This window comes from Veillonella parvula, assembly GCF_902810435.1.
GTDB lineage: Bacteria > Bacillota > Negativicutes > Veillonellales > Veillonellaceae > Veillonella.
Window position 1 is genome coordinate 1,762,780 of record NZ_LR778174.1, and the last position, 21,864, is coordinate 1,784,643.

Sequence of the window (21,864 nt, forward strand, 5' to 3'; positions counted from 1 at the left end):
CCTCGCTGTGACCTATCCTATTTTACAGGACGGTCAGATAACATAACGGATTTGATATATTGGTTTTTATCATCTAGGGCAAACTGTAAATAAGAGTTGCTTGCCGCTGGATTTTTATATTCATATACGGTAGACGTCCCCGCCTTTGTTGTAGATTCAACAATACGAGTTGGCATACCATACACAAAGAGCAATAAATATTTGGTATCACCCATCGCGATTCCACGACGTGTAGGCGTATAAACATTTAATAATACGCGATTGATAAGATCTTTTTTATCTACACTCACACCGTATTCATTATAGCCAATAAATGTGGAGCCAAACAATATGCCTTGATGTTTCCAATCATTATTAGGATCATTAACAAAATGGTCATTCAACTTGAAACCACGCAATACAAAATCATCAGCCGTAAGTGTACCAGCTTCAAAATCATACACTTCAGCTTTCGGCAATCCAAACCTAGGCCATACTTGTCCACTAATAATGTCTACAGCCTCTATATTGCTTTGTTTAATGGTGAAAGCAATATATTCTTTTTGCTGACCAAGCATAGATTGTTGTTGGCTATTACTATTTGTATTCTCTACAGGACTCTTAAACTCCTTTTTTTGAGGCAATGAATTTTCGGAATGCCCCTCATAAAGGAAAATATACGTCTCATTTTTCTTATCACGCCACATCGCATTAGGACTGCCATAGGCAAATATCAATTCCATCCGTGTGCTACCAGGGCCAATGTCACGTACTGTATTAGCGCCTTTTTTCGTACTATGAATATTTGTAATAGTATTTGGTTCAAAGAAGTAAGTCGCCCCTTGACCGCGCAATTGATTGTTAACCAACAATTCTTGAGCAGGTCCAGTATATACAGTTACTGCTACATCTTTCATGTAATACGTAGTAAAGTTATCACGTACCTCAGTTTTTTCTACATCTTTTGGGACTTCAAACTGATTCCCCAATCGGTATGTGCCAATAGCATAGTCATCTTGAGAACCTAAAGGCGGTAAACTGTTTGCCGTATAAGACTTACCAATATCAGCTAAATTATTCTGAGTGATACTCGGCAAAGGACCTTCGTTCTCACTAGCCGCTTGCCAGAATTGTATAGAATCACCAAATTCAGTTACAGCCATTTGCTCTGCGAGCCATCCAGTTTTAGAACCTTCCTGTTTCGTTTTTGGGTCTAGCTTAACAACTCTAACTGGTGCATTATCAAGGTAAGACAAGCTATCAACCTCACCAGTTCCATCTACACTACCATCATTGCTCGCATTAGCGGAATCTTGAGCTACAACGTTAGTGTCATCAGTAGTTTCTACTGCAACTGGGTTAACAGTGGAAATGGCAGGCTCTGCTGCATAACTGATTGTAGTAGCACACAAGCCCACAAGGAGGGCTGCTACAATACGGCTCTTCATAGAATAGTTCATCGATTATTCTCCAACTGTGCACGCAACCAATTCAACCATGTTTCAAGACCGTTGTGGGCCGTGCAACTTACTTCAAAAATTTCTCCATTTGGATTTAAATTACGGATATCTTGTATTGCCTGCTCCTTTTTGAAAGGCACATAAGGCAATAAATCAATCTTGTTAATAAGGATGGCCTTAGACTCTTTAAAGATTAACGGATACTTAAGGGGCTTATCTTCACCTTCGGTAACAGATAAAATCGTTACTTTCATGCTTTCACCAATCTCAAATTCCGCAGGGCAGACTAAATTGCCTACATTTTCAATAATAATCATATCGAGATCATCAAGATTAAGATCACCTAAGGCATCTTGAATCATCTGTGCATCGAGATGGCACCCACCAACTGTATTAATCTGGATAACAGGCACACCCAACTCATGAATGCGCTTGGCATCCTTTGCCGTAAATAAATCGCCTTCAATAACGGCTAAGCGATAATCCTTTTTTAAATCTTGTAAGGTTGCCTCCAAAAGGGAGGTCTTACCTGCCCCAGGTGAACCTAACAGGTTAAATACAAATATATTCTTTTCCTTAAACAACTGTTGTAAGGACTCTGCAATAGCATCGTTTTTTGCCAGTACATTAGTTTTAACTTGAACTTGCATGCCCTAACCTTTCTATCAATCGATATCTATAGAGGTCACTTGTAGCTCGCGACCGCCTATAGTTTGTACGAAATGGCTGTCACAATAAGGACAAATAAACGTATAATTTTTTACAAAAAATATTTTATCACAATCTAAACACTTTCCTTCAATAGGAACTGTATTGATTTCTATGCGTGAGCCTTCCGCAGGTGTTCCCTTCGTAATGGCTTCCCAACAAAATAGCAATGAATCCGGTTCTACCCCACTCATTAAACCTAAGTCTAGTTGAATAGAATGAATGACTGTCGCATCATGTTGACGTAAGGTATCGAGCGCTACATCAAGAATACCTTCTGCTATAGACATCTCATGCATGATATGCCTCGTATACCGCTTCTAGCATCATTGTCGTTGTTACGGATCCAACACCTCCTGGTACAGGAGTAATGGCAGATGCAATATCTTTTACCGCATCATAATCAACATCACCTACAGTTTTGCCGTCCAGTTCATTAATACCTACATCAATAACAACAGCACCAGGCTTAATCATATTAGCAGTAATCATATGAGCACGACCAGCCGCAGCAATAATAATATCACCACGCTTTACTTGCTCTACTAGATCAGAAGTTCTAGAATGGCACATTGTAACAGTACCATGTGCAGCGAGTGCCATAAGCGCTACAGGTTTACCGATAACTTGGCTACGACCGACTACAACCACATGTTTTCCTTCTAAAGGAATATTATAGTGATTTAAAATAGCCATACAAGCCTTAGCCGTACAAGGAGCAAAGCCACCCTTACCAGCTGTTACTAAACCGATGTTATATGTTGTAAGACCATCAATATCTTTTTTAGGATCTAACATATCGATAAGAGCTTCTGTATCAATGTGTTTAGGCATTGGCATTAGCGGTAAAATTCCATGAATAGATGGATCAGTATTTAATTCATGCAACGCCGCTACTACTTCATCTTGCGTTGCCGTTTCAGGCAATTGCTTTAGCACAAAACCATAGCCAAAATTTTTAGCTGTTTTTTCCATAAATGTAGCATACATATGAGCGCCATGGTCTTCACCGACAAGTAACACTGCCATAGTAATCACAGAGTTGCCTACTGCTGCAACTTTTTCTTGTAAAATCGCCTTGTGGGCATCTGCTACCGCTTTCCCTCGTAATTCGATCATAAGTATCTCCATTCATTCAAACTATTTATAAAAAAGGTGCCTCCTGAGAGGCACCAAAGTCTCTTATTCTATTATATAACGAACTGTCTATAATTTCTAATTATCTACTAAAGTGAACGGTAATTGCCGTCCCGGGTTGAACAGTAGTGCCCCCACTTTCATCTTGAGAAACGGCAATACCCGTTCCATCTGGCTTAAACGCAAGCCCCGCCTTATGTAACCAATCACGTACCTCACCATAGGTGAAGCCCGTAAAATTAGGTAATGTTACGGAACCATCACCAGAAAGATGTGGCTCTGGTAATGTATTGCTAGGTTTAACAGCTACAGGAGTACTATCTTTAACATATGGGCTCAATTGGTAGTACCGTACAAGTTGAGACACGATGTCTTTAAATACTGGCGCTGCAATTTGTCCACCATAAATAGACCCTTTTTGAGGATCGTCAATGGCTACAAGGACCACAAATTTTGGATCCTCTACAGGGCCAAAGCCGATAAAGGATGCAATGTATTGACCATCTAAATAGCCCCCACGTTTAGTGTCTAGTTTTTCTGCGGTACCAGTTTTACCACCGAAGTGGTAGCCTTCCACCATCGCTTTGTTACCACCGCCTTCAGACACCTCTTTTTCCAAGATATCTACAATAGTTTTTGCTGTTTCCTCTGGCACTGGTTGACCTACTACAGTATTTTCGGTAGTGCTTGTTACTTCCCCTTGAGCATTACTATAGGACTTGATAATATGCGGACGCATCATAGCACCCCCATTAGAAAGAGCACCAAAGGCACGTACCATTTGTAACGGCGTAACCGCAATACCTTGACCGATAGACATAGTCGCTACATCCAACTTACTCATATCTTCCGGATTATACAGGATACCTGCCCCTTCACCAGGCAATTCAATGCCCGTTTCAGAGCCAAAACCATAATCGCGTACATATTTAGAAAGGATATCTGCTCCAGTTGTTGTACCAATTTCTGCCATACCTGTATTGATAGAATACTTCAAGATATCTAGCAATCGAACTGGTCCATAACCTTCACCATTCCAGTTTCTCATCACATGACCATTCGCTACAAAGGCCCCTTTATCATTGTACACGGTTTCTAATTTCCACTTTCCTGACGCAAGAGCTGCAGATGCAACGATTGGTTTGAATGTAGAACCTGGTTCGTATAAGTTAGTAACAGCAATATTTTTGAAAGCCTCTTCCCCACTTTGGTTATAATTGTTAGGATCATAGCTTGGACGATTTGCCATCGCAAGAATTTCACCAGTCTTAGGATCCATAACAATAACGCTAGCATGTTTAGCCCCTGTATCAGCCATCGCTTTATCAAGCGCACGTTCTGCAATAAATTGGATGGTCGCATCGATTGTTAATGTTACGCTTTTACCCTTATCAGGTAAGAACTTGGACAATACGGAACCAAAGATAGCATTACCTTTGTTATCAGTAGCAACGATTTCTTGCTGCACACCACCCTTTAACTCTTCATCAAGGACCATTTCGAGGCCATCAAGGCCTTTATCATCGGTGCCTACAAACCCTAGTATTTGAGCCGCTAGTACACCATTTGGGTAATAACGTTTGGACTCTTCCACAAAGTTAAGGCCCGCAATATTATTCTCCTTAATGACTTGTGCCACCGCCTTAGACTTGTCCGCATCCATCATGCGATTAATCCATACGAAGGCAGAATCCTCTTGCAGAGCTTTCACAATATTTTCTTTTGACATGGTTACATATGGCGAAATGAGTTCCGCAATCTCTTGGGGAGACTGTTTAATCATCTTAGGATCCGCATACAAAGATTTTGTAACCACACTCATCGCCAAAGGCTTACCATTACGGTCATAGATCGTACCGCGCGGTGATTGTAATTTTCTATCTACTTGAACCTGTAATAAATTTTTCTTCTCCAGGTCAAATGTATCAAAGACCTGCAACTGTGCCAAACGCCCTATGAGGACAAAGGCAACAGTCATGAGAATGGCAAGACACCAAGTAGTACGACTCCAACCACTCATGCGTCGCAACGCTTTATTTAGTAAATTCATCATTTCTCCACTGGACGGCGTAACTTATGGTCTAATGCGTCATATAGCGCATCTGGTTTATTAGGAATAACCCCATTTTGTACCTGACCTAATAAATACTGCAATCCTTCCCCTACTTGTTTCCCAGCGAGCTTAATCACTCGTTCGTCATAATTTAAGTCCTTGGTATGTACAGGCATCTCTAAACTAAGATCTGCCATACATTCTCCAAAGGCTAATGTTCCGTCTGTAGACGAGTAAGGTTTCCCACAACCTAATACATCGGCAGCACAAACCTTAGCTAATTGCTCCCATGCAGTGCGCATAATTTGGCTATCTCGGAATTCACCACTACGGGCTTCCTTGCGAAGCCATTTTTTCTCATTTGCATCGCCATTTTGTACAAAATAGTGAAAGCGCATGTGGTTTTTCACAATCCACGCCACGCGTTTTACAAAGGCCTCCGGATATCCTAGTCGGGTTAATAACGTTTCTGCCATCTCCGCTCCTAGTGTATCATGCCCACGATCCGTAAGGCGTCCATTGATAACAGCACGTACCGCTGGCATTCCCTTTGCCACATCATGTAATAAGGCACCCCAACGCAACACCAAATCCGGCTCCGTATGGGACACAACGGCTAATGTATGGTACCAACCATCGAATTCATGAAAGTCCTTTTCTTGGGGCAAATTCACGAGATGATATAGTTCAGGCAAGATGGGAACCTCCCGAGCCGCACCATTTTCTACAACACGACAAGAGCATTCTGCCAAGCGGGATTGAACAAGGACATCAAGGCCTTTAGCCACCGCAGGCTCTAACATGAGACGATTAATCTCATTTCGTACACGTTCTAAAGACAAGCCAGGTACGCGGTGAAAAGCCTTGGGCATAGCCTCTAATAGGTCTTTACTCGGCAAAAAATCCAACTTCGCCACAAAACGGCACGCTCTAAATAATCGTAACGCATCTTCTTCAAAACGTTCCTGCGCATTACCAATGGTTCGTAACGTCTTATGTTTAATATCACGTCGTCCACCTACAAGGTCTATAACTTCACCATAACGGTTCATAGCCATGCCGTTGACAGTAAAATCACGACGCAACACATCTTCTTCTAAGGTATCGGCATAAGTAATTTCTTCGGGACGATGGCTATCTGCACCATATCGTTCTGTTCTATATGTAGCGATTTCGTATTGCTTGCCCTCTAATGTAGCTACCACTACACCAAAAGATTTTCCTACGAGGTCTGTCGTTTGAATATCATGACCGCGAAGAACCTCAATCACTGTATCGGGACGTGCAGACGTCACAATATCGAAGTCATGTGGCTTTTGATGCATCAAAATATCGCGCACAGCGCCGCCTATGATATAAGCTTCATGGCCGGCTTCTTCTAATACGGTCAATATTCGATTTGCTTGTTCCATCATACACGCTCCTTTCTGAACTAGTCTAATCTTTATTTTACTACAAATGAAAGCATGAAAAAAGTGCAATCCTTATAAGGATTGCACTCGTTCTGCAATAGCTGTACCTGTCGGTGTCACCGCAAGACCGCCATCACTTGTTTCACGCAATGCTGCCGGCATAGCACGGCCTATATTATTCATCGCTTCGATAACTTCATCTGGTGGAATTTGGCTTTCAATATTCATTAACGCCATTTCAGATGCAGTAATAGCATGGACTGCATAAAAGCCATTACGCTTAACACATGGCACCTCTACGAGCCCTGCTACCGGATCACAAGCAAGCCCCAATAGATTTTTCATGCACAATGCGATAGCATGACCTACTTGACGTGGTGAACCGCCCATCATTTCGACAATCGCTCCTGCTGCCATACACGCAGCCGTACCAATTTCCGCTTGGCAACCGCCAACAGCACCAGCAACACAAGCGCGATTTGCTACTACATTACCAATACCGGACGCAGCTAAGAAGCCTTTTACAACTGTGGCTCTCTCTAATTGGTAGTGGTCTGCTACGGCTTTCACCGCACCAGGCATAACACCACAAGAGCCCGCCGTAGGACAAGCAACAATGCGGAACATCTTTGCATTTGCCTCATTTACAGCAATAGCATACGTCATTGCCTTATACGCAATATCGCTCATAAAACGAGGTGTTTGCCCATTAAGCTGTGCCGCTTGACCACCGGACATACCAGAAGCCGTTTTCTCCGCATAAGCTATGCCATCTTGAATGGAGCTTTCAAAAATATCTAAGCGATTTTCTATTTCATGAACAACCGCATCTTCACTGCGGTCGTAATTCTCTAATTCATAACGCAATACTACATCGCCAAAAGAAATATTGTTTTCCTCACCTAGGCGAATAATATCTGCAATTGTATCATATGCATAACTCATCATTCGCCCTCCTATAATGCTTCAAAGGTCATCACATCCTGGATGCCTGGAAACTCGCGCATAAACTGAACTGTAATAGGATTTACCACCGTATCTGTAGTAATAACCATGACTGCATCCTTATGCTTGCCCTTACGGAATACGCGCATCGTAGCGATGTTAATATCGGACTCGCTCAATGCTTGGCTCACAAGAGAAATCGCACCAGGTCTATCCTCATGGAACACAACGAGCGTAAACTCATCTCCTGTAATGGACATATCATTTCCATCTACTTCGGTAATCATAATCTGACCACCGCCGAGAGAGCGACCAATAACAGTCATATGACGATTATGTTCATCATACATATCAAAACGCACCACATTCGGATGCCCTACATCAAGAGGAGACTCAATAAAAGAAAACTCCATCCCCTCTTTTTTCGCTAATTCATGGGCAACTCGGATGTTCGCATCATCCTCTTTATAACCTAATAAGCCGCCAATCAAAGCACGATCCGTACCATGCCCTTTATAAGTTTTTGCAAAAGATCCATATAATGTTAAATCTACCTTTTTAGGAGTAGCACGAAAAATACAACGCGCCATCTTGCCTAGCCGAGCAGCACCCGCTGTATGCGAACTAGACGGACCAATCATAATAGGCCCTATAATATCAAAAATACTGTTCATACATACCTCTATATACACATAAACCATGTGAAAAAATCCTATTTCACCTATAGTATAGCAACCAATATCGAGCCTTGTCTATATGCACATTAGAGGCATATTTGTTTGTCTACAGAGGACTACTATTCTTGTGAAAGCTGTTCTAAAACTTTGTATATTGATGGGACGCATCTATATCTACAGTTATAAAAAGGAAAGACTATACTTATGCAGCGACATCTCCCCCTCACCTCACTATTCTGATGAAAGCTATTTTATGAGTTTGTATATTGATGGGACTTATATTTCAGAAACGTTTTACTAATGGGCATAACCTATTGAGGGCCGACTTACGCTGAGTATGGAGGCATGAGATAGGTTATGCCCATTAGTAATCTAGTTGTCGCAATACTGTCAGGCCCCATCAATAAACAAACACTCGATAGATAGCTTTCACAATAATAGTAAAAAAAACGCACCTAAGGATAACCCTAAGTGCGTTATTTATAACAACAGTCCTAAATCATAAAAGAGAGGGGACGTAGGACTGTAGTTAACAGATTAATAGATCCTATTAGCCCAAGATAGCTTTCATGTCAGCTTCTGGAGTTGTAATTGGATGTAATTGGAATTTTTCTACCAAAATGTTCAATACATTGCTGGAGAAGAATTTAGGCAAGGAAGGTCCGATGTAAATGTTACGGATACCCAATGCTAACAATGTTAACAAGATACATACCGCTTTTTGTTCGTACCAGGACAATACCAATGTCAATGGCAAGTCGTTTACATCACATTCAAATGCACCAGCTAAAGCTACTGCTACTTGAATAGCGGAGTAAGCATCGTTACATTGACCCATATCAAGGATACGAGGGATACCACCGATTTCGCCGATGTTCATGTCGTTGAAACGGAATTTACCACAAGCCAATGTCAATACTACAGTATCATTTGGAGTTTGTTTAACGAATTCAGTGTAGTAGTTACGGCCTACTTTAGCACCGTCACAACCACCTACCAAGAAGAAGTGTTTAATAGCGCCAGCTTTTACAGCATCAATTACTTTATCAGCAATACCCAATACTGTGCCATGACCGAAACCAGTAGTTACTTCATGACCACCGTTGATACCAGTGAATTCTTGAGCTTCTTTGTAGCCGCCCAATTCGATAGCACGGTTGATAACTGCGGAGAAGTCTTTAGTACCATCTTCTTTTTCTTCGATATGTGCACAACCATCGAAACCTACCATATCTGTAGTGAAGATATTAGCTTTGTAGTTTTCTTTTGGTGGCATAATGCAGTTTGTAGTGAACAAGAATGCGCCAGGAACATCAACAAATTCTTTTTGTTGGTTTTGCCATGCTGTACCGAAGTTACCTTTCAATTGAGGATGTTTCTTCAATTCAGGATAAGCGTGGCAAGGCAACATTTCACCATGAGTATAGATATTTACACCTTTACCATCAGTTTGTTCCAATAATTGTTTCAAGTCATGAAGGTCATGACCAGTTACAACGATGAAAGGACCTGGTTCTACAGTCAAAGGAACTGTAGTTGGTACAGGTGTACCATATGTTTCAGTATTAGCTTTATCAAGAACAGCCATACATTTCAAGTTAATTTGACCAAATTCCATCAAAAGATCAAGCCATTCTTCAGCGCTGTGATCTTTAGCGAATTCTACCATGCCTTTAACAAACCAAGCGTCAACATCAGCATCGTGGAAGCCAAGGCGAGCAGCATGCCATGCGTATGCAGCCATACCGCGCATACCTAACAATAATGTGGAGCGAAGGGATACGATGTCTTCTTCACCTTTCCACAATTGTTCCCAATCAAAGTTTTGTTGAGCGCTATCCACTTTTGCATGGTAAGCATTTACTTCGTCAATGAATTCTTGAACGCGGTCTTCAGAGAAGTTTACGTTTGTTACACACATGAACAAACCGCGCATAATATAATCGATACCTTCTTTAGTATGACCCTTTACGTCTAAAGCGCGAGCCAAGCCAACTAAGGCAGCAGTTAATTCGTCTTGTAAGTTAGCAACTGGTGCAGTTTTACCACATACACCTTGTACAGTACAGCCACCTGGTGCTGCAGATTGTTCGCATTGATAACAGAACATGCTCATTTGAAAATCCTCCTTTGCGAGACTTCCTCGCAGTCAAGCTAGATAATATAAAACCTATACATTACACTGATGTTTTATCAGTTGTCTGATTGATTACATTTGAAAGTATAACGTAAAGATGATACAATTTCTGTAGCTTGAGCAACAAATAAAAACTTTTTCAAAAATTTTCCTGACTCCCCTTATGGAACAGGTAGACCATTCGGTCTTATACTTTTATTATACAATAATCATTTTTAATTGCTATAGACTTTATCACACCGGAGGTGCCTATGAAACAAATACTTTCAAACGATATCATTAATCAGTATATGCCCACCCTCGTGAAATGTCCTTTATTCAATACATTAGGAGAGCCAGAGCTGCGTGGCTATTTAAATAATGCCAAAGTTATCATCCACAGTTACAAAAAAAACGATTTTATAGCCCTCGCTGGAGATCCTATGGAGGGTATCGGCGTCATCCTTGAGGGCAGCGCTTTACTAACTCGTGAAAATGTCATGGGCCAACGGGTTATTATGGCAAACTTAGAACAATCAGATATTTTCGGAGAAGCACTACTATTTAGTAAACAGCCTTTATGGCCTGCTACCATTAAGGCAACAAAAGCAACTAAAATTATGTTTATTCCGCTTGAAACCTTTATTAAAACATTGCCGGATTGTCATCAATGCCAAACTAAAATCCTATCTAATCTATTAGAGGATTTATCTGAAAAAGCAATTCTATTAACCAGAAAAGTCCACTACCTCACATTAAAAGGGATGCGCGAAAAGATTTTTGCGTACTTAACAGATATTTATAAACGTCAGCATTCTAACACAATTCAATTACCCCATAACCGCGAGCAAATGGCTGAGGTACTCAATGTATCTCGCACAGCCCTTAGCCGTGAACTAGGGCGCCTTCGCGATGAAGGTCTCATTGATATTACAGGGCGCACCGTAACAATTAAAAACATTGAAGACATTGAAGAATTCGGCTTTAACACCTTTTAATACTTAATGGCTATTAAATTTAACAAACTAAAAAGTCTCTCAAGATTATCTTGAGAGACTTTTTTATTACACGACTCATAAAGTATATAACGGTTTTAAGTATATACCCATATTAATAACTATATAATATAATTTTTTAAACTATATAGTGTTTAAAATTGTAAATTAGAACCAATGAGACAAATCAAATTCTTCACCAATGGTTGCTTTCACATGAGCACGGCCTAAGTAAAGGCCTAACAATGTTAAGCTAATTTTAGACATTGGCGTGCTATCAAAGACATCAGCTAAGTCCAATAGAACCGGTGAAATATCATCCATAATATCACGCGCCTCTTGGCCCCTGAAAGCAGTAGGTTTGCTCTTCATCAGAGCTAAAAGATCACGTTGAACCATCGCATTAGAAATTCGTGTTTGTCTAAAGAATTGTGGTGCCAAAGACTCATCTACCAAGGCTAATTTATAAAGATTGGAATTCAAGCTACGCACCACATAACGTGGATCTACACCATGACCATCTGTAGCACGGAAGAGTTCTTCCTTAGAAAAACCACGATAGTTAAATACAAACGGATATGAATTAGACAACACTTGGCATAAAGTGATAGGCTCTTGTTCTTCTTGTGTACAGCGTAAATAGTCTAGCTGGCGATAGAAGGAATCATTTCGAGGCAAATCAGAGATGAATGGCTCAATATATTTTTCCACATAATGTTGGAAATGAATCAATCCATAGTTATTAGAGTTTCTAGAATATTGTAACAATAATGTTAAGGCCATAACTTGGAAGTGACCTAATGTTAAATGAGGTAATACACGTAATGCATCAAAAGCTACGAGGTATGGCGTACTAGATTTAGGAGATTGAACCACATCTAGAAAAGCACCTAACGCAGCGGACTTCATCCACTCTGTATTTGTAGCGGCATATGCCTTTTGCATACTCATCAACGCTTCTTGAATAACAATATTCTCTAGTAATGCATTCACTTCAACAATTTTTGTAATATTGAGAGCTGCTAAAGCATCTCTTGTAATAGATTCTACATAGTGTTGCGTATCACCATGTAACACCCCAAAGGAATGAACAAATGGTGCTATAGCCAACTCAACGCATTTATCCTCATGCGCCGCTTTTGCCCATTGACCATGCGGTTCCTCCTCTTCATTTAAACTTGTTGCCGCCAATTGTGCTTCAATTTCAGAAGCATCAAACAAACGCGTTTCATCTAATACCGATGGGCCTTCCGCGGTTTGTATTTCGTTCGCACCACCTATCATCTGCGTAGCATCTATGCTATCCGCTTCATCAGCTTCAAAGGCTTCCACAGATTCACCCATAGCAATTGTATCTTCAACAGAGTTTGCGTTATTGAGAAATTCATCTGTAACAACATCGAGGACAATAGTTTTATCCACCAACGGAGTAACACCTTGATTAGCTTGATTAGCTTGCTTAAGATCTGATACGGCTGTCATCACAATGGTTTCATCCCCTATTGGTGTGCCATTATCCGATCCTATTGGTGTTCCATTATCCGAACCTAATGCTAACGCATATTCTCCCTCTGAAACATGACTTGAATTAGACTTTAGAGTACTTCTTCTATTATAAGAGGTATCTATAGGATCAACCAGAGGTTCAGCCGGTTCTCGCTCTTCACCGACCACCGTTTCAACTGTATCCGGAATTGATGCAGTATATACATTAGTTCCACTCGTATGTGTGATTGTTACATTGCCCTCTTGCGACTCCGTTGCAAATATAACATCATGATGCTCTTTAAGATTATTTTTATTACTTATGTTTTTATAGGATTTTTCTTTTGCCTTACTTTCACCATCACCACCGCTAAATACAGCATAGCAAACAGCAAAGAATCCCAATGCCACGACGGCTAATACAAAATACGGTATTAGGTTTGACATACTATCCCCCTACATCAATGCTTCATTATATGCAGCACGCTCACCGCCAATGCTCTTCGGACGAACACGACAAGCGGTCACATGTGCTTTCCCAATTTCTTTCACACAAAGACGTACAGGCACTGCAACGTGTTTCATGTGCATACCAATGAAAGTATCTCCAATATCGATGCCTACATCAGCTTGAATAAATTCAACCATCACAGGATCATCAAAATGTTCGTACGCCACCACAGCCAGGGCACCACCCGCATGACGTTGAGGAACAACATTAACTTCCTCCTCCCATGTCATAACGCTACGGTCCATAACAAGTGCACGATTAATATGTTCACAACATTGAATCGCCAAGTTAAGTCCTTTAGCCTTAACAGCATTGTATATTTCATCAAATACGACCTGAGCCACATCAAGGTGAGAGTCAGTGCCGATTTTTTTACCTACAATTTCGCTAGTGGAACAGCCAACAACGAATAATTGACCTTCGCGAACCTTTGCTAAATCAAGTAATTCAGCCATCGCGTTGCGAGTTGACTGACGAATAGTTTCTACAGAAGTCATTTTATCGCCTCACTCAAATTGAATGTATAAAATCTATATGTATATTATCATAAAACCGACAGAATCGGTAGACTAAACTCTACACGTAACGGATGAACATCTTATGATTATGGCTTAACAACAAAAAGAGGCTTGCTTTAGCAAGCCTCTTTCAATCACTCAATGGTGATATTAGATTTTTCTGTAAGGTTTTTGGCCTAATTCGTAGAAGTTATTACCTTCAGTATCGCCAACTACGATGCAAGGGAAATCTTCAACAGTCAATTCAGCCAAAGCTTCTGGTCCAAGTTCACCATAAGCAAGTACTTCATATTTTTTGATGGATTTTGCAATCAATGCTGCCGCGCCACCAACTGCTGCGAAGTATGTGCAACCATTTTTCTTCATGGATTCAACTACTTCTGGTTTACGGGAACCTTTACCAATCATGCCTTTGATACCTTGATCAAGCATTGTTGGTGTGTAAGCATCCATACGACCGGAAGTTGTAGGACCAGCGGAACCAATTGGATCACCAGGTTTTGCTGGTGTTGGTCCAAGATAATAAACAAACTTATTTGTCCAGTCGATTGGCAATTTTTCACCACGCGCTAAAGCTTCAGTCATAACTTTATGAGCAGCGTCACGAGCGGAGTAAATTTTACCAGTAATAAGAACGCTATCACCAACTTTTAATTTGCGGGAAAACTCTTCATTATATTCTTCAGTATTAATGCGAATTGATTCAGCCATTGTTTTTACCTCCTATCGATTAAAGTACTACGTGAGCATGACGAGCAGCATGGCACATAATAGTAACTGCAACAGGAAGACCTGCGATGTGAGTTGCACCCCATTCGATGTTTACACCGATACAAGTTGTAGTGCCACCCAATTGTGGTCCAATACCAGTTTTGTTAACCATTTCCATGATTTCTTCTTCTAATTTTGCATAGTCTGCATCTTTATGAGGTACACTAATGTCACGAAGCAACGCTTTTTTGGACATAACAGCTGCTTGGTCCATAGTACCGCCAATACCAATGCCGAGTACGATTGGAGGGCATGGGTTAGGGCCTGCATGTTTTACGATTTCAAGGACTGCATTTTTAACGCCTTCCACACCATCAGCAGGTACGAGCATAGCTACATCGGATTTATTTTCAGAACCGAAACCTTTTAATTCTACTTGAATATCTACTTTATCGCCAGGAACGATTTCAGTGTAGATGATTGCAGGTGTGTTATTTTGTGTATTTTTACGGTTGAACAATGGTTCAGCTACAACGGATTTACGAAGATAACCTTCAACATAACCAGCTGCAACGCCAGCATTGATAGCTTCTGTAAGATCACCACCAACGAAATGAACATCTTGACCAACTTTTAAGAATACCATAGTCATACCAGTATCTTGGCAGTATGGACGATCTTCAGCATCGGCAATTTCTGCATTTTTAATAATTTGATCAAGAACGATACGACCTACTGAAGACTCTTCTGTTTCACGGCCTTTTTTCAAACCTTCATAGATGTCTTTTGGCAAGTGGTAAGCTGCGTCCATACACATTTGACGGACTGTTTTTGTGATTTCAGATACTTGAATCTCGCGCAAGATAATCCCTCCTCAGGAAAATAGTTGAATATTAATTCTAATACCGATGAGATAAAATAAAATTCTCAAACATATGAAAGAATATCTATCTCAAACCGATGAGATTAACTCTATACATAAATCGTAGCACACAATATAGGGGGATTCAACGCCTTACCTATACAGTTTTCTCAATGCTTTTTCGGTTTTTGAGAATTGTTTTCATGAATATTTTTGTATATATTTCGGTTTTTCAATAGGCTATATAGACCTTATTCTCTAGTCACTAAAATAGCCCTGCATTGTGATAAAAGTCATAGTCTATCATATATCAATAAGATTTTTATATCTTATATTTTTACCTACTTTATTATATATAGATTTGGTTTAAAATGAACCACAAACATAGGCTATATCTAATAAGATAAATACACTTCTTTCTTAACTGATACTACTTTTCAACTAAATCTTTTAAACTTTTCTATAATGCATATGTATACCGATTATCTTCAATATACTTATATTGCTAACTCCCATGCATTTGGAGTCATACAATCACCTTAGAACACAGTAAATATCTATAATTATTAAGCTCTATAGATTTTATTAATTTTAATGACTCTCTCATCAAAATTATTGATAACCAATTTTATTTATAAAGTTATGTCTTTTAGTCATAATTGATAGTATCTATTTTATAGTGTTCTAAAAAAAATGCTTGCTTTTATAATTAATCTAACATATAATAACAATCGTACCATTCCTCGATAGCTCAGTCGGTAGAGCAATCGGCTGTTAACCGATCGGTCGTAGGTTCGAGTCCTACTCGAGGAGCCATTCTGGCCCGTTGGTCAAGCGGTTAAGACACCGCCCTTTCACGGCGGTATCCCGGGTTCGATTCCCGGACGGGTCACCACATATGGACGATTAGCTCAGCTGGGAGAGCGCCTGCCTTACAAGCAGGATGTCGGCAGTTCGATCCTGTCATCGTCCACCAAACTAAAGGAGCAAGCTGTTAAGCTTGCTCCTTTTTTTTATATATATGATATAATAATATAAATTGTATAATTTGTAATTTTAAAAGAGTTTTATTAAGAGGAGGAATTATGTTACATAACTTCGGACTCTATAAACGTCCACTACTTACAGTACTTGCTGTACTACTCACAACTGCATTTACAACAGCCAGTGCCGCTATGATCGATTTGAGTCAGCTAACACCAAATACAACGCAACCTGTGGTTCTTAGCACTATACAAAGTAACACAAGTAATGAGGCTTCTACATTGACCCCTAAAACAAATATGGAGCCTGTCATAAAAGTAGCTGCCACACCAACATCTACACCAATTTCTGGAGTTTCAGAAAAAGCAACTATTAATGCTACTAGTACAAGTCATGATGGTCACTTGGAAAACTTTCCAAGCCGCAAAGTAACTATTGTTGTACCAGCAAATTTGCGCAATGAAAACACAGCTCAATTTGGTCACTACATGACAGATCGCTTATCAAATACACTTAAATATCCTTACTATGATACAACCATTGTAAGTACTAACACACCAACTGCAGAAATTAAAGCCGCTGATCTTGCTCAAATTGCAGAGGCCCAAAATTCTGAAATCGTTATTATGCCTGTACCATTACAAGACGTATATGTACAAGTTAATACTATTAACAGCCCAGATCCATACAATAAGGATAATCATGAAATTTATATCGCTGCAAAGGTTAATGCCCTTTTATACTATTATGATGTAAACGATAAGGTAATCCATACTGTTCGTACGGGCTTCAACCAAACTGATGACTCTTTAACTATGCCAACACATAAATCAGTTTGGAACAAAGTTATGACTATATTACTTGATAAATTACCATACAAACGAATTCCAACAGATCGTGACCGCTACCAAGCACCTGGTATCAATTCTGAGGCACCTGTTGTATTAGATTTTCAAGTAGAACAACCTAAGAATACTGCATACTCCTTAAAAGGTGTGAGCGTTTTATAATCAAAATTAGAAAGATAAAAAGGCTAGCCAGATGGCTAGCCTTTTTCTTATAACATTTTTGTAACATGCAAGCGCAGTAAAGCACGTTGCAATGCTGCTTCCGCTCTTTCTACATCAATATCAGGTGTAGGATTTGATAACCGACCTTCTGCACGCTCTTTAGCTCGACGAGCACGTTCCACATCAATGGATGTTGGATCTTGACAGTCAGGGGTTACAATACTCACCTTATTATGTTCAATTTCACAGAAGCCACCAAATACAGCATATTCACGAGATGTTCCATCTGGTTGTTCAATGCGTAAAGGTGCCAAGTCTAATGCAATAATCATAGGCGCATGATTTGGCAAAATACCAAAACCACCATCGATAGCTTTACCTACAAAGAATGTAGATTGGCCCTCGAATACGATTGCATCAGGTGTAATTATCTGTAGGGTCATAGGTTCCGCCATGGATTATTCCCCCTTCTCTTGCATTTCCTTTGCTTTTTGAATGGCTTCATCAATGGTACCAACCATGTAGAATGCACCTTCTGGCAATTCATCATGTTTACCATCCAAGATCTCTCTGAAGCCTCTCAATGTTTCGGACAATGGCACATATTTACCAGGAGAACCGGTAAATACTTCTGCTACGAAGAATGGTTGACTCAAGAAACGTTGAATCTTACGAGCGCGAGATACAGTGAGTTTATCTTCGTCAGACAATTCTTCCATACCGAGGATTGCGATAATATCTTGAAGATCGCGATATTTTTGCAATACTTCTTGTACTCCACGAGCTACTGCGTAGTGCTCTTCACCAAGTACATGTGGGTCCAAAATACGGCTTGTAGAGTCCAGAGGATCCACCGCTGGATAGATACCAAGTTCCGCAATGGAACGAGACAATACTGTTGTCGCATCCAAGTGAGCGAATGTCGCTGCTGGAGCCGGGTCAGTCAAGTCATCGGCAGGTACATATACAGCTTGTACGGAGGTAATAGAGCCTTCTTTTGTAGATGTAATACGCTCTTGCAATGCCCCTACGTCATTAGCCAATGTAGGTTGGTAACCTACGGCAGATGGCATACGACCTAAGAGGGCGGATACTTCGGACCCCGCTTGAATAAAGCGGAAGATGTTATCGATGAACAAGAGCACGTCTTGTTTTTTCACATCACGGAAGTATTCAGCCATTGTAAGACCAGTAAGACCTACGCGCATACGAGCCCCTGGTGGCTCATTCATTTGTCCATATACGAGGGCTGTTTTATTGATAACGCCAGACTCTTTCATTTCGTTCCACAAGTCATTACCTTCACGAGTACGTTCCCCTACACCGGAGAATACGGAATAGCCGCCGTGCTCTGTAGCAACATTGTGAATCAATTCCATAATCAATACGGTTTTACCTACACCGGCACCACCGAAAAGACCGATTTTACCACCTTTTACGTATGGAGCGATAAGGTCAACGACCTTAATACCTGTTTCCAAGATTTGTGTATCTGGAGAAAGGTCATCAAATTTAGGTGCTGGACGGTGAATAGGCCATTTTTCATCAGCCACAACTGGAGCTGGATCATGGTCTACAGTTTCACCAAGTACGTTAAAGATACGACCCAATACGCCTTCCCCTACAGGAACGGAAATTGGAGCACCAGTATCTTCTGCTTCCATATTACGTGTCATACCGTCAGTAGAACTCATGGCAACGCAACGAACTGTATCGTCGCCTAAGTGTTGCATAACCTCTACTACGATTTTTTGTCTATCGTGTGCCTTGTGGTCATGGTAGATGTGGATGGCGTTGTAGATAGCTGGTAAATGACCAGCATCAAAGCGCACGTCTACAACTGGGCCGATGACCTGCACAACTTTACCAATATTATTACTCATCGACAGATGTCTCCTTATCTATTGCAAGGCATTAGCGCCACCAACGATTTCAGAAATTTCGTTTGTAATGCTAGATTGACGCAACTTGTTGTATTCAAGGCCTAAGGACTCAATGAGTTCCCCTGCATTATCCGTTGCGGATGTCATGGCCGTCATACGAGCACCTAATTCACTAGCTGCAGATTGCAACAATCCATTATAAACTGTAATTTCTAAGTATTTTGGCAGCAACGCCTCCAAGACGGATACGGCGGACGGCATGAAATCATACTCTTCGCCTTTTACCTCATCTTGTGGTTGCTCTATTGGCAACAAGCGCTCAGCCTGTGCAATTTGCGTCATAGAATTTACAAAACGTGTATAGATCATGATGACTTCGTCTACTTCATGACGTTCATATAGTGAAAGTGCTTCATGCATAATAGTACGCGCATGTTCATAGGATGGTTTATCCGAGAAGCCCGCATAAGACTTATCGATGCGAACACCTCTAGATTTCATGCTGTCTCTAGGCTTTCTGCCTGCCGTGATAACACGGTATGTATCAGGAGATTTACCATGTAATTGTTCCATGGCAAATTTCAATACATTAGACGAAAATGCCCCTGCAAGACCTTTATCTGCACCTACTACAATATAGCAAGTGCGCTCTACAGGTCGCACATCTAAAAGAGGACTTTCAAAGCCTTCTAAATCACTATTAGACATATGACGCAAGATTTGCCCTATCTTTTCTGCGTAAGGACGAGTAGCTTCCGCTTTTGTTTGTGCCCTACGAAGACGAGCAGAAGCTACCATCTTCATCGCTTTTGTAATTTGTTGCGTATTGGTAACACTTTTTATGCGTTTTCGCAAATCTTGTGCACTAGCCATACATTACGCCTCCTTACGAGACACTAATGTATGTGTAGAGCCAAATGCTTCAACACATTCTGGGATTGCTTGCTTCAATAGATTTTCAGTTTCTTCGTCAATTTTCTTAGACGTTTCAATGTTAGTGATGATTTCAGGATAATTTGCTTTTACATAACGTAAAAGTTCAGCTTCAAAGGACAATACATCTGCCACTTGAATATCTGCTAAGTACCCTTTAGTACCAGCGTAAAGGTTGATAACCATTTCCGCTACACTCATAGGCTCATATTGACCTTGTTTTAACATTTCAGTTAAGCGTTCACCACGATCAAGTTGAGCGCGTGTAGCCGCATCAAGGTCAGAACCAAACTGAGCGAAAGCAGCCAACTCACGATATTGAGCAAGGTCCAAACGCAATTGGCCCGCCACTTGCTTCATCGCTTTAGTTTGTGCGCTACCACCTACACGGGATACGGACAGACCTACGTCAACAGCTGGACGAATACCAGAATAGAACATATCTGTTCCCAAGAAAATTTGACCATCAGTAATGGAAATTACGTTTGTTGGAATGTATGCAGATACGTCACCTGCTTGTGTTTCAATGATTGGCAACGCTGTAATAGAACCTCCACCAAGTTCAGATGAAAGTTTCGCAGCCCGCTCTAATAGACGACTGTGTAAGTAGAATACGTCGCCTGGATATGCTTCACGCCCTGGTGGACGGCGCAATAATAGGGACATAGCACGATATGCAGCCGCTTGTTTTGTTAAGTCATCATATACGCATAATACGTGTTTACCTTGGTACATAAAGTATTCACCCATGGCAACACCAGCGTATGGGGCAATGTATTGAAGAGGTGCACCAGTGGAAGCACTCGCAGAAACTACGATTGTATATTCCATAGCCCCTGCTTCTTCAAGTTTTTGTACTACACGAGCAACCGTAGATTCTTTTTGACCAATAGCTACATAAATACAAATAACATCTTTGCCTTTTTGGTTCAAAATAGTATCTAAGGCAATCGCAGTTTTACCTGTACCACGGTCACCGATGATAAGCTCACGTTGACCACGGCCGATTGGTACCATCGCATCAATCGCTTTAAGACCTGTTTGCAATGGTTCGTTTACGGATTGACGATCCGCAATACCAGGTGCTGGATGTTCGATAGGACGACGTTCTGTAGCTTGGATAGCACCCTTGCCATCAAGAGGTTGACCAAGAGGGTTTACTACGCGACCAATCAAGGCATCTCCAGCAGGAACGTCCATAATTTTGCCAGTACGGCGCACTTGGTCTCCTTCTTTAATCAAGAAGTCATCACCTAATAGTACGGCACCAACATTATCTAATTCTAAGTTCAAAACCAAGCCATATACGCCGTGTGGTAATTCTAGCAACTCACCGGCCATGGCTCTTTCAAGACCATAAATATGGGCGATGCCATCCCCTACGTCGAGAACAGTACCCACGTCATCGACATTGAGGTCAACATCATAGTCCTGAATCTGCTGTTTGATTATAGCAGTGATTTCTTCAGGCTTCATTTTCATATA

Annotated in this window: 19 protein-coding genes and 3 tRNA genes; 5 read left to right on the plus strand and 17 right to left on the minus strand. The window is 40.8% G+C overall.

What is annotated here, in order from left to right:
• Positions 1-17: 17 nt before the first annotated feature.
• The 9 genes from FNLLGLLA_RS08130 to hcp form a co-directional block, all read right to left on the minus strand.
• Positions 18-1,439, minus strand: coding sequence for a hypothetical protein (locus tag FNLLGLLA_RS08130; RefSeq protein ID WP_004697547.1), 1,422 nt, complete (start codon positions 1,437-1,439; stop codon positions 18-20).
• Complete coding sequence (gene hypB, locus FNLLGLLA_RS08135) at positions 1,436-2,089, minus strand: hydrogenase nickel incorporation protein HypB (RefSeq protein WP_004697543.1); 654 nt, start codon at positions 2,087-2,089, stop codon at positions 1,436-1,438. Before hypB ends, FNLLGLLA_RS08130 begins: the two co-directional genes overlap by 4 nt.
• A gap of 15 nt (positions 2,090-2,104) precedes the next feature.
• A complete protein-coding gene (locus FNLLGLLA_RS08140; protein ID WP_008714928.1) occupies positions 2,105-2,446 on the minus strand; it encodes a hydrogenase maturation nickel metallochaperone HypA/HybF in 342 nt (113 codons plus the stop codon).
• Entirely contained in the window at positions 2,439-3,266 is an 828-nt protein-coding gene (locus tag FNLLGLLA_RS08145; RefSeq protein ID WP_004695088.1) for a bifunctional 5,10-methylenetetrahydrofolate dehydrogenase/5,10-methenyltetrahydrofolate cyclohydrolase, read from the minus strand. The genes FNLLGLLA_RS08140 and FNLLGLLA_RS08145 overlap by 8 nt, the downstream gene beginning before the upstream one ends.
• Positions 3,267-3,366: 100 nt before the next feature.
• The gene (locus FNLLGLLA_RS08150) at positions 3,367-5,334 is read right to left on the minus strand and encodes a penicillin-binding transpeptidase domain-containing protein (RefSeq protein WP_174892438.1); all 1,968 of its coding nucleotides are present in this window, start codon (positions 5,332-5,334) and stop codon (positions 3,367-3,369) included.
• Positions 5,334-6,752: a CCA tRNA nucleotidyltransferase gene (locus FNLLGLLA_RS08155; RefSeq protein ID WP_174892358.1), complete on the minus strand. Its 1,419-nt coding sequence runs from the start codon at positions 6,750-6,752 to the stop codon at positions 5,334-5,336. The genes FNLLGLLA_RS08150 and FNLLGLLA_RS08155 overlap by 1 nt, the downstream gene beginning before the upstream one ends.
• Before the next feature lie 69 nt (positions 6,753-6,821).
• Entirely contained in the window at positions 6,822-7,694 is an 873-nt protein-coding gene (gene sdaAA / locus FNLLGLLA_RS08160; protein ID WP_080563433.1) for an L-serine ammonia-lyase, iron-sulfur-dependent, subunit alpha, read from the minus strand.
• Between the two features lie 11 nt (positions 7,695-7,705).
• On the minus strand, positions 7,706-8,368 hold the full coding sequence (gene sdaAB, locus FNLLGLLA_RS08165) for an L-serine ammonia-lyase, iron-sulfur-dependent subunit beta (protein WP_058948093.1): 663 nt from the start codon (positions 8,366-8,368) through the stop codon (positions 7,706-7,708).
• 553 nt (positions 8,369-8,921) lie between these two features.
• Positions 8,922-10,487, minus strand: a complete 1,566-nt coding sequence (gene hcp, locus FNLLGLLA_RS08170; protein WP_004695081.1) for a hydroxylamine reductase — start codon at positions 10,485-10,487, stop codon at positions 8,922-8,924.
• Positions 10,488-10,759: 272 nt separating this feature from the next.
• On the opposite strand from hcp, the gene FNLLGLLA_RS08175 reads away from it, so the two are divergent.
• A complete protein-coding gene (locus FNLLGLLA_RS08175; protein ID WP_004695080.1) occupies positions 10,760-11,485 on the plus strand; it encodes a Crp/Fnr family transcriptional regulator in 726 nt (241 codons plus the stop codon).
• Positions 11,486-11,650: 165 nt separating this feature from the next.
• Here FNLLGLLA_RS08175 and FNLLGLLA_RS08180 read toward each other — a convergent pair whose 3' ends face one another.
• The 4 genes from FNLLGLLA_RS08180 to FNLLGLLA_RS08195 form a co-directional block, all read right to left on the minus strand.
• The gene (locus FNLLGLLA_RS08180; protein WP_174892359.1) at positions 11,651-13,414 is read right to left on the minus strand and encodes an LPO_1073/Vpar_1526 family protein; all 1,764 of its coding nucleotides are present in this window, start codon (positions 13,412-13,414) and stop codon (positions 11,651-11,653) included.
• A 9-nt stretch (positions 13,415-13,423) separates the two neighbouring features.
• The gene (locus FNLLGLLA_RS08185; RefSeq protein WP_174892360.1) at positions 13,424-13,975 is read right to left on the minus strand and encodes a TIGR01440 family protein; all 552 of its coding nucleotides are present in this window, start codon (positions 13,973-13,975) and stop codon (positions 13,424-13,426) included.
• 171 nt (positions 13,976-14,146) lie between these two features.
• Positions 14,147-14,707: a Fe-S-containing hydro-lyase gene (locus FNLLGLLA_RS08190; RefSeq protein WP_004695073.1), complete on the minus strand. Its 561-nt coding sequence runs from the start codon at positions 14,705-14,707 to the stop codon at positions 14,147-14,149.
• 19 nt (positions 14,708-14,726) lie between these two features.
• Positions 14,727-15,569 (minus strand): fumarate hydratase, encoded by an 843-nt coding sequence (locus FNLLGLLA_RS08195; RefSeq protein ID WP_004695072.1) that lies wholly within the window; start codon positions 15,567-15,569, stop codon positions 14,727-14,729.
• Positions 15,570-16,309: 740 nt separating this feature from the next.
• Between FNLLGLLA_RS08195 and FNLLGLLA_RS08200 the strand changes: the two genes are divergently transcribed.
• The 4 genes from FNLLGLLA_RS08200 (at position 16,310) to FNLLGLLA_RS08215 (ending at position 17,563) form a co-directional block, all read left to right on the plus strand.
• A tRNA-Asn gene (locus FNLLGLLA_RS08200) sits at positions 16,310-16,385 on the plus strand.
• Between the two features lie 4 nt (positions 16,386-16,389).
• A tRNA-Glu gene (locus FNLLGLLA_RS08205) sits at positions 16,390-16,464 on the plus strand.
• Positions 16,465-16,469: 5 nt separating this feature from the next.
• A tRNA-Val gene (locus FNLLGLLA_RS08210) sits at positions 16,470-16,545 on the plus strand.
• A 109-nt stretch (positions 16,546-16,654) separates the two neighbouring features.
• Positions 16,655-17,563, plus strand: a complete 909-nt coding sequence (locus FNLLGLLA_RS08215; protein WP_021148535.1) for a hypothetical protein — start codon at positions 16,655-16,657, stop codon at positions 17,561-17,563.
• 47 nt (positions 17,564-17,610) lie between these two features.
• Here FNLLGLLA_RS08215 and atpC read toward each other — a convergent pair whose 3' ends face one another.
• The 4 genes from atpC to atpA are packed head-to-tail and all read right to left on the minus strand — an operon-like array spanning position 17,611 to position 21,861.
• A complete protein-coding gene (gene atpC, locus FNLLGLLA_RS08220; protein ID WP_004697509.1) occupies positions 17,611-18,018 on the minus strand; it encodes an ATP synthase F1 subunit epsilon in 408 nt (135 codons plus the stop codon).
• Between the two features lie 3 nt (positions 18,019-18,021).
• Positions 18,022-19,446: a F0F1 ATP synthase subunit beta gene (gene atpD / locus FNLLGLLA_RS08225; RefSeq protein ID WP_004697530.1), complete on the minus strand. Its 1,425-nt coding sequence runs from the start codon at positions 19,444-19,446 to the stop codon at positions 18,022-18,024.
• 18 nt (positions 19,447-19,464) lie between these two features.
• Entirely contained in the window at positions 19,465-20,319 is an 855-nt protein-coding gene (gene atpG / locus FNLLGLLA_RS08230; protein WP_021148536.1) for an ATP synthase F1 subunit gamma, read from the minus strand.
• A gap of 3 nt (positions 20,320-20,322) precedes the next feature.
• Positions 20,323-21,861 carry a F0F1 ATP synthase subunit alpha gene (gene atpA / locus FNLLGLLA_RS08235; RefSeq protein ID WP_004697546.1) on the minus strand — a complete coding sequence of 513 codons (1,539 nt, stop codon included), beginning with the start codon at positions 21,859-21,861 and terminating at the stop codon, positions 20,323-20,325.
• Positions 21,862-21,864 lie beyond the last annotated feature (3 nt).